This is a genomic window from Mesorhizobium sp. M0293 (assembly GCF_040321735.1).
Taxonomy (GTDB): domain Bacteria; phylum Pseudomonadota; class Alphaproteobacteria; order Rhizobiales; family Rhizobiaceae; genus Mesorhizobium.
The window spans coordinates 1-8,432 of sequence record NZ_JAMYSA010000174.1; the positions used below are offsets into that span (position 1 = coordinate 1).

Sequence of the window (8,432 nt, forward strand, 5' to 3'; positions counted from 1 at the left end):
GATCGAGGATCTGGTCGCCGAGGGCAAGGACCGCTGGGCGGCGGTCATCGAAGCCACCGAACATCGCATGCGGCCGATCGCGCTGACGGCGGCGGCCGCCAGCCTGGCGCTGATCCCGATCGCACGCGAGGTGTTCTGGGCGCCGATGGCGTTCGCCATGATGGGTGGCATCATCGCCGGCACGGCGATCACGCTGCTGTTCCTGCCGGCGCTTTATGTCGCCTGGTTCAGGATCAAGGAGCCGAAGCAAGCGCCGGACAACACTGCGCCGACCGGTGATGCCATCGCGGAAGGGGGAGCGGCTTGAGGGCAAGTTGCGAGTAGCGCCGCGTTCCGTCGCGCCCCCCTCTGGCCTGCCGGCCATCTCCCCCACGAGTGGGGAGATTGGCGGCTCCAGTGCCCCGCTCCCATTGCAACGTTGGTAATTGGCGCAAGCCGCGATGACAGCCAATCTCCCCACTCGTGGGGGAGATGTCCGGCAGGACAGAGGGGGGCGTGAAGGAACGCGACGCAGAAAATTCAGCTACGCCCTCACAAACCCGTCGCTCGCTCTCAGCAGGTTGCGCGTATAGTCCTTCGAGACGCGGCGCTCGACAAGATCGTTGGCCGCCAGATTCTCCACCGCCTCGCCGCTTTGCATCACCATCAGCCGCTCGCACATATGGGTGATGATGGCGAGGTCGTGGCTGACCATCAGGAATGTCAGCTTGCGCCGCCGGCGGACTTCTTCCAGAAGGTTGAGCACTTCGGCCTGCACCGAGGCGTCGAGCGCCGAGGTCGGTTCGTCGAGCAGCAGGATCGACGGTTCGAGAATGAGCGCTCGGGCAATCGCCACACGCTGGCGCTGGCCGCCCGACAATTGATGCGAGTAGCGGAACCGAAAGCCGTTGCCGAGACCAACCTCGTCGAGCGCCCGCTGGATGCGCTTTTCGCCGTCGGCGAAGCCATGGATGGCAAGCGGCTCCTGCAGCAGCCGGTCGACGGTCTGGCGCGGGTGCAGGGAGCCGTAGGGATCCTGGAAGACCATCTGGACTTCGCGATAAAAGGCTTTGTCGCGGTGCGCGCCGAGCGTCTTGCCGTTGACGGCGATGCTGCCCGAAGCGACTGGCGCCAGACCGGCGATGGCCCGCAGCAGCGTCGATTTGCCGGAACCGGATTCGCCGACCAGGCCGAAGGATTCACCGGGCTGCACGTCGAGGCTGACGCCCTTCAGCGCGCGAAAACGGTCGAAGATCACTTCCAGCCCGTCAACGGCAATCGCTGACGTCATGCCGCCCACTCCGGCTTGCGGTCGAGCACCGGCAGCGGGTGACGGTCGGCACCTATCTTGGGCATGCAGTTGAGCAGGCCGCGCGTGTAGGGATGCTGGGCATGGCCGAGTTCCGAGGCCTTGAGCTGCTCGACCACCTTGCCAGCATACATGACGATGACGCGGTCGCAGAAGGATGAGACCAGGCGCAGATCGTGCGAGATGAAGATCAGCCCCATACCGCGCTCGCTGACCAGCCGATCCAGGATGCCGAGTACGTCGAGCTGCACGGTGACGTCGAGCGCCGAGGTCGGCTCGTCGGCAATCATCATCTCCGGCCCGGCGATCAGCATCATGGCGATCATGGCGCGCTGGCCCATGCCGCCGGACACTTCATGCGGATGCAGGTCGAACACGCGGGCCGGGTCGCGGATCTGCACCGCCTCCAGCATTGCCAGTGCGCGGTCGCGTGCCTCGGCCTTGCCGACCTTTTCATGCGTGCGCAGCGTTTCGACGATCTGGCGGCCGATGCTCATCACCGGATCGAGCGAATATTTCGGATCCTGCAGGATCATGGCGATGCGCTTTCCGCGCAGCGACCGGCGTTCGCGTGGCGAGACGCTGAGCAGGTCGATGCCGTCGAAGGAAAGCTTGTTGGCCGATATCCGGGCCTGCGGCGGCGTCAGGCCCATGATGGCACGGCCGGTCTGCGATTTGCCCGAGCCGGATTCGCCGACGATGCCGAGCCGTTCGCGGCCGAGCGAAAAGGAGACGCCGCGCACCGCCTCGATCAGCCCGGTGCGGGTCGGGAAGGTGACGCGCAGATCGTCGACATCGAGAAGCGTGCTCATTGGTCACCACTGCGGGGATCGAGCGCGTCGCGCAGGCCGTCGCCAAGCAGGTTGAAGCCGAGGCTGACGATGAGGATGGCGAAGCCCGGCGCACCGGCCACCCACCACTGATCGAGCACGAAGCGGCGACCCGACGCGATCATCGTGCCCCATTCCGGCAGCGGCGGCTGCGCGCCAAGGCCGAGGAAGCCGAGACCGGCGGCGGTCAGGATGATGCCGGCCATGTCGAGCGTCACCCTGATGATCAGCGAGGAGATGCACAACGGCATGATGTGGCGCAACACGATGCGGAAGGGCGAGGCGCCCATCAGCTGCACCGCCTTGATGTAATCGGAATTGCGCACGGTCAGTGTTTCGGCGCGCGCAATACGGGCGTAAGGCGGCCATGAGGTGATGGCGATGGCCAGTACCGCGTTCTCGATGCCAGGGCCAAGGGCCGCGACAAAGGCAAGCGCCAGGATCAGCTTGGGGAAGGCGAGGAAGATATCGGTGATGCGCATCAGGATGGCATCGGTCCAGCCGCCGGCATAGCCAGCGACGGTGCCGACCAAAAGGCCGATGGGTGCGGCGATGATGGCAACCAGGATGACCACATAAAGCGTCCAGCGCGAGCCGTAGAGAATGCGCGAAAGGATATCGCGGCCGAGGTCGTCGGTACCGAACCAGTGCTCGGCGCTCGGCGCCAGCAGACGCGCGTTCTTCAGGTCGCCAAACGTCGGCGAATAGGGCGCTAGCACGCCGGCAAGGGCGGCAACGACCAGCAAGGCGATGATGATGAGCAGGCCGAGAAACGCCAGACGGTTGGCGGAAAAGCGCCGCCACGCCACATAGGCGCGGCCGAGTCTTGCCTGCATGCGCGAGACCGGCCGCTCGCTGAGCAGCCAGTCGCGACGAGAGAGAGGGCGGGCGTCGGAGGCGGTCATGACGATGCCTCTTGGAGCTGTCGACCCCCACTCCGGTCTGCTTCGCAGACCACCTTTCCCCCGCTCGACGGGGGAGAGGAAAGGCGCCAGGCGTGCGACCGGCTTTTCCTCTCCCCCGGGCAGGGGGAGAGATGGCCCGAAGGGCCGGAGTGGGGGTGATTGGGCGCAACTGAGCCCGAAAGTGGGATGCCTCTGCTCATCTTACCTTCGTCCTCGGATCGAGCACGCGGTAGAGCAGGTCGGAGAGCAGATTGATGGCGATGAACACCGAGCCGATGACGATGGTGCCGCCGAGCACGGCATTCATGTCGGCGTTCTGCAGCGAATTGGTGATGTAGAGACCGATGCCTGGCCACGAAAAGACCGTCTCGGTCAGCACCGAGCCTTCAAGCAGGCCGGCATAGGACAGTGCGATCACCGTGACCATCGGCACGGCGGCGTTGCGTAATGCGTGGCCCCAAATGATGCGGGTCTCCGACAGGCCCTTGGCGCGCGCCGCGACGATGTATTCCTGCGACAGCTCGTTGAGCATGAACGAGCGCGTCATGCGGCTGATATAGGCGAGCGAGAAATAGCCGAGCAGCGAAGCCGGCAGGATGATGTGGCGGAAGGCATCGTGGAAGACATCCCACTGGCCCTGCCACAGAGAATCAAAAAGGTAGAAGCCAGTGATCGGCGTGAAGGTGTACTCGTAGACGACGTCGAGTCGGGCCGGAAAAGCGACCCATTGCAGCTTGGCGTAAAACGCCACCAATGCCAGCAGCCCGAGCCAGAAGATCGGCACGGAATAGCCGATCAGGCCGATGACGCGCACGATCTGGTCGATGAGGCTGCCGCGCCTGACCGCCGCCAGCACACCAAGCGGCACGCCGAACAGCGCGCCGATCAGCGTCCCAAGTGTCGCCAGTTCCGTCGTTGCCGGAAGCGCGCGGCGAATGTCGGTCATGACGGGGTTCGTAGTCAGCACGGAGACGCCGAAATTGCCGTTCAGGGCATTTTTCACATAGATATAGAACTGCTCGATCAGCGGCAGGTCGAGGCCCATCTCACGGCGCGTGCGCTCGACGACATTGGCCGGCGCCCGGTCGCCCAGCACCGCCAGCACCGGATCGATCGGGATGACACGGCCGATGAAGAAGGTCACCGCGAGCAGACCAAGATAGGTCGTTATCGCGATGACCAGGAAACGGCCGAGCGATGATGCAATGGCGACGGCGCGGGCGCTGCCACGCCCGCCCTGGTTTTCAATCGCGCTCATACGGCGCGTCCGCAGGCGTTACTCTTTCGAAACCGGCCCGACGAAATTGGTGTCGAAGCTCGGACCGAGCGCGAAGCCCTTGAGGTTCTTGCGCAGGCCGGCCACTTCCAGCTGCTGGTGAATGATAACGAAGGGGCTGGTGTCGAGGATCTTCTTCTCGAGATCCTTGTACATATCGGCACGTTTGCCGGCGTCCTTCTCGAGCAAAGCCGCTTCCGTTTCCTTGGTCAGGTCCGGAATGTCCCAGGAGTTCCGCCAGGCAAGCGTATGGGATTTTCCGGCATCCGAATTGTCTGGGTTCGAGGCAAAGGTCTGGGCGTTGGAATTCGGATCGAAATAGTCCTGGCCCCAGTTGCCGATATAGATGTCATGATTGCGGGCGCGGTATTTGGTCAGCGTCTGCTTGCCGTCGCCGGGAATGATCTCCAGCTTGATACCGGCCTGGCCAAGCGTCTGCTGGATCGATTCCGCCATGCCCGTCGTCGGCTGGCCGGTGCGAACGTCCATGGTTACGCTGAAACCGTCGGCCAGACCGGCCTTGGCCAGCAATTCCTTGGCTTTGGCGACATCTAGCTTGAACGGATTCTCGTCGAGTTCGCCGAGCACGCCTTTGGGTAGGAAGGTCTGGTGGATCTCACCGATGCCCTTGAGAATGGTCGAGCTCAAGGCATCATAGTCGACCAGATACTTGAACGCCTGGCGAACCTCCGGCTTGGCGAGATTCGGGTTCTTCTGGTTGAGGCTGATGTAATAGACCGTCCCCTTGGGCGCGCTGGTGGTGGTCAGGTCGGCGTTCTTGGCGATGGCGTCGAGATCGTTCGGCTCGAGATTACGGGCGACGTCGATGTCTCCGGCTTCGAGCGCCAGGCGCTGGGCCGAGCTTTCCTTCATGTTGCGATAAATGACGCGGGCCAGCTTGGCCTTTTCGCCGTAGTAATTGTCGTTGCGCTCGAGGACGACGGCCTCGTTGGCCCGCCATTCGCGCAACTTGAAGACGCCGGAGCCGGCATAGCCGGTCTTCAGCCAGGCATTGCCGAAATCATTGTCCCATTTGTAGTCGGCGGTGGGTGCCGCGGTGACGACATGTTCCTTAACCAGCTTGGCATCGACGACCGAGGCGACCGTTGCCGACAGGCAGTTCAGCACGAAGCTTGGCGCATAGGCCTTGTCGACGGTGAACTGGAAGGTGCCGTCGTCGACCGCCTTGGCCTTTTCAGTGACGTTGTCGCCGCTGATACCGAACTGGCCGATGATGAAGGCCGGGCTCTTGTCGAGCTTGACGGCACGCTCGAACGAATAGGCGACGTCGGCTGCGGTGATCGGATTGCCGGAGGCGAATTTGAGACCGGGCTTGAGTTTGAAGGTGTAGACCAGACCGTCGTCGGAGACGGCCCAGCTCTCGGCGAGATCGCCCTTGACCTTGGAGGTGTCGTTGAGGTCGAGACGGACCAGCAGATCATAAGTGTTGCCGGTGACCTCGGCGGTCGACAGCTCGAATGCCTCGCCCGGATCCATGGAGATGATGTCGTCGATCGCGAAACCTTCGACCAGCGTGTCGGCGGGCGTGACCGCACCGGCTGGCGCGCCGGCCAGAAGCAGCGCGGACATGGCCGCACCCGCGAGCAAAATGCGGGAGCGTAGAGCAAACTTTTCCATCATCATCGTGATTGTTCCCTGTTTTGTTGTTTGTTGACCTGAGTTCCCGGCTCAGGGTTGCGGAATTCTTTTCGGGCCTGGAGACGACCCTCTGAGCTCTTACCGTTGCGGTTTTTGTCCAGTTGGTCAACACCATATCCGGCAGCCTCATGGCGGGCAACGAGCATTTATACGACGACTCATTGGGCCAGAAAGGCCGGCGGCCTGTCGACAGCCAAGCCAGCCAATCGAGGCTGCCGATCGAGAAAAATCTGTTAATTTCGGAGCTATTTCAGCGCGGCTACCAGGCCGGCGTCGGGAAAGCAGGTTGCGGCCTGGCCACTCTTGGCTTGCCACTTGCCGATCGAGCGGCGGGTCTTGAAGCCGGGCAGCCCGTCGGCGCTGCCGACATCATAGCCCTTGGCTTCCAACGCCCGCTGCAGGGCGGCGATGTCCGAACGGTGAAGCCCGCCCACCGCGCCCCAGCTGCCGGCAAAATTCTGATCGCCATGGGCAATGCGATCAGCACCATGGCCGATGAACAGCGCGTAGAGGTCGCTGGTGTTGTATTCCTTCAGCACGTAGAAATTGGGGGTGGCGATGAAGGCCGGGCCGCTGCGCCCGGCCGGCATCAGCAGGAAGCCTTCGGCCTTCATTTCGCTGGCCGGAAACGGTTTGCCGCCAACGCGCTTGATGCCCATTGCCGCCCACTCGGAGATCTTCTTGCCCTGGTCCGGGCCTTCCAGCGCGCAGGAAACCGTCTCCGGCACGGTCACCTCGAAACCCCAGCCGCGGCCCTTCACCCAGCCATAGTGGACGAGATAGTTGGCGATCGAGGCCAGCACGTCCGGCGTCGAGTTCCAGATGTCGACACGGCCATCGCCGTCGAAATCGACGGCATGTTTCAGGAACGAGGTCGGCATGAATTGCGGCTGGCCAAGCGCCCCGGCCCAGGACGATTTCATCGCGCCGACCGGAGCCAGCCCGCGCTCGACGATTTCGAGTGCCGCCAGGAGCTCGGTGCGGAAAAAGTCCTTCTTGGTCGACATGAACGCCTTGGTGCCAAGCACCTCGAAGGCGTCGTAAGGCATTTTCGCCGCACCGAAGCCGGTCTCGCGTCCCCAGATCGCCAAAAGCACTTCGCCCGGCACGCCGTAGCGTTTCTCGATGGCCGCAAGTGTCCTGACATTGGCGGCTTCACGCGCCCGCCCGCCTGCCGTAACCGCACGAACCGTCTTCTCGGCAAAATAGGCGCCGGGCGAGCCGAATTCGGCCTGGTGCTGTTTCTGCGGCGTTGTCGCCTTCTCGCCCGGCTTGACCAGGTCGGGCAGCTTCAGATTGGGCTTGATGCCGTCGAAGGCGGCATCGAAGGTTTTTTTGGAAATGCTTTTCGCCTTGGCTTGCGGCCAGAGGTCGTTCTGCAGCCAGGCACGGAACTGGTCGTCGATCTTTGCGGCGGAGGCGGGGGTGGAAAGGAAGAGACTGGTCAGCGCGGCCAGAAGAAATGCAGAGACGACATTGCGAAGGTTGCGTTCTGCGGCGCCCCCCTCTGTCCTGCCGGACATCTCCCCCTCAAGGGGGGAGATCGGCTGCTTCGATCTCGGCGCCAAACTGGCCACTTGGATAATTCGCGAAAACAGGTGTGACAGCCAATCTCCCCCCTTGAGGGGGAGATGTCCGGCAGGACAGAGGGGGGCGCCAAGGAATGCGGTCATCTCAACAAGCATCCCCGCCAATTGCGTCAAAACACCGTCCGCGAGCGCAGCGCCGCGGCCAGCGTGCCCTCGTCGAGATAGTCGAGTTCGCCGCCGACCGGCACGCCATGTGCCAGCCGTGTCACCTTGATGTCGAAGCCGGAGAGCTGGTCGGTGAGGTAATGCGCGGTGGTCTGGCCCTCTACTGTCGCGTTGACCGCGAGGATGATCTCCTTGACCTCGCCACCGGCGACGCGGTCGACCAGGGAGCGGATGTTGAGCTGGTCGGGGCCGATGCCGTCGAGCGGCGACAGCGTGCCGCCGAGCACGTGATAGCGCACATTCATCGCCGCCGCGCGCTCCAGCGCCCACAGGTCGGAGACGTCCTCGACGACGATGATGGTGCCGGCGTCGCGGCGCGGATCGGTGCAGATCATGCAAGGGTCCGATGTATCGACATTGCCGCAGGTCGAGCAGATGCGCACCTTGTCGGCCGCTTCGGCCATGGCGGCGGCGAGCGGCGACAGCAGCTGCTCCTTTTTCTTGATCAGATGAAGGGCGGCGCGCCTGGCCGAACGGGGACCCAACCCCGGCACCTTGGCCAGGAGCTGGATCAGGCGTTCGATCTCGGGACCGGCGATTCGCTTGGACATCACTCTGATCTAGAGCAATTCCAGGAAAAGTGCGAAGCGGTTTTCCCGGGAAAAGCGCGTAGAGCTTTCCCTTGGGAGTTGCGTCAAAACGAAAAGCTGGAGCGGGTGGACTGTTGCTCCTAAAACAGAATAATGCCTGCAGGAGTTTGGTAGGATTTTAAAAAAGAAT

Annotated in this window: 8 protein-coding genes; 1 reads left to right on the forward strand and 7 read right to left on the reverse strand. The window is 63.2% G+C overall.

Annotated features, from left to right (window positions below):
- On the forward strand, positions 1-307 hold a 307-nt coding region (locus NKJ06_RS33055), incomplete at its 5' end, for an efflux RND transporter permease subunit (RefSeq protein WP_352812106.1).
- 216 nt (positions 308-523) lie between these two features.
- On the opposite strand, the gene NKJ06_RS33060 is transcribed toward NKJ06_RS33055, so the two are convergent.
- The 7 genes from NKJ06_RS33060 to recR form a co-directional block, all read right to left on the reverse strand.
- The gene (locus NKJ06_RS33060) at positions 524-1,270 is read right to left on the reverse strand and encodes an ABC transporter ATP-binding protein (protein WP_352629792.1); all 747 of its coding nucleotides are present in this window, start codon (positions 1,268-1,270) and stop codon (positions 524-526) included.
- On the reverse strand, positions 1,267-2,100 hold the full coding sequence (locus NKJ06_RS33065; RefSeq protein WP_352629794.1) for an ABC transporter ATP-binding protein: 834 nt from the start codon (positions 2,098-2,100) through the stop codon (positions 1,267-1,269). The genes NKJ06_RS33060 and NKJ06_RS33065 overlap by 4 nt, the downstream gene beginning before the upstream one ends.
- The gene (nikC, locus tag NKJ06_RS33070; RefSeq protein ID WP_352812108.1) at positions 2,097-3,023 is read right to left on the reverse strand and encodes a nickel transporter permease; all 927 of its coding nucleotides are present in this window, start codon (positions 3,021-3,023) and stop codon (positions 2,097-2,099) included. The genes NKJ06_RS33065 and nikC overlap by 4 nt, the downstream gene beginning before the upstream one ends.
- Before the next feature lie 196 nt (positions 3,024-3,219).
- Positions 3,220-4,281, reverse strand: coding sequence for an ABC transporter permease (locus tag NKJ06_RS33075; RefSeq protein WP_352812111.1), 1,062 nt, complete (start codon positions 4,279-4,281; stop codon positions 3,220-3,222).
- A gap of 18 nt (positions 4,282-4,299) precedes the next feature.
- Positions 4,300-5,943 (reverse strand): ABC transporter substrate-binding protein, encoded by a 1,644-nt coding sequence (locus NKJ06_RS33080; protein ID WP_352812113.1) that lies wholly within the window; start codon positions 5,941-5,943, stop codon positions 4,300-4,302.
- Between the two features lie 260 nt (positions 5,944-6,203).
- On the reverse strand, positions 6,204-7,481 hold the full coding sequence (locus tag NKJ06_RS33085) for a lytic murein transglycosylase (RefSeq protein WP_352812115.1): 1,278 nt from the start codon (positions 7,479-7,481) through the stop codon (positions 6,204-6,206).
- Between the two features lie 176 nt (positions 7,482-7,657).
- Complete coding sequence (gene recR, locus NKJ06_RS33090; protein WP_352812117.1) at positions 7,658-8,263, reverse strand: recombination mediator RecR; 606 nt, start codon at positions 8,261-8,263, stop codon at positions 7,658-7,660.
- Between the last annotated feature and the right edge of the window lie 169 nt (positions 8,264-8,432).

What these genes read in the sequence shown, in the direction of transcription:
- NKJ06_RS33080 (WP_352812113.1), bottom strand. Translation starts at nt 5,943, where the DNA reads ATGATGATGGAAAAGTTTGCTCTACGCTCCCGCATTTTGCTCGCGGGT.
- NKJ06_RS33075 (WP_352812111.1), bottom strand. Translation starts at nt 4,281, where the DNA reads ATGAGCGCGATTGAAAACCAGGGCGGGCGTGGCAGCGCCCGCGCCGTC.
- NKJ06_RS33065 (WP_352629794.1), bottom strand. Translation starts at nt 2,100, where the DNA reads ATGAGCACGCTTCTCGATGTCGACGATCTGCGCGTCACCTTCCCGACC.
- nikC (WP_352812108.1), bottom strand. Translation starts at nt 3,023, where the DNA reads ATGACCGCCTCCGACGCCCGCCCTCTCTCTCGTCGCGACTGGCTGCTC.
- NKJ06_RS33060 (WP_352629792.1), bottom strand. Translation starts at nt 1,270, where the DNA reads ATGACGTCAGCGATTGCCGTTGACGGGCTGGAAGTGATCTTCGACCGT.
- recR (WP_352812117.1), bottom strand. Translation starts at nt 8,263, where the DNA reads ATGTCCAAGCGAATCGCCGGTCCCGAGATCGAACGCCTGATCCAGCTC.
- NKJ06_RS33085 (WP_352812115.1), bottom strand. Translation starts at nt 7,481, where the DNA reads ATGTCCGGCAGGACAGAGGGGGGCGCCGCAGAACGCAACCTTCGCAAT.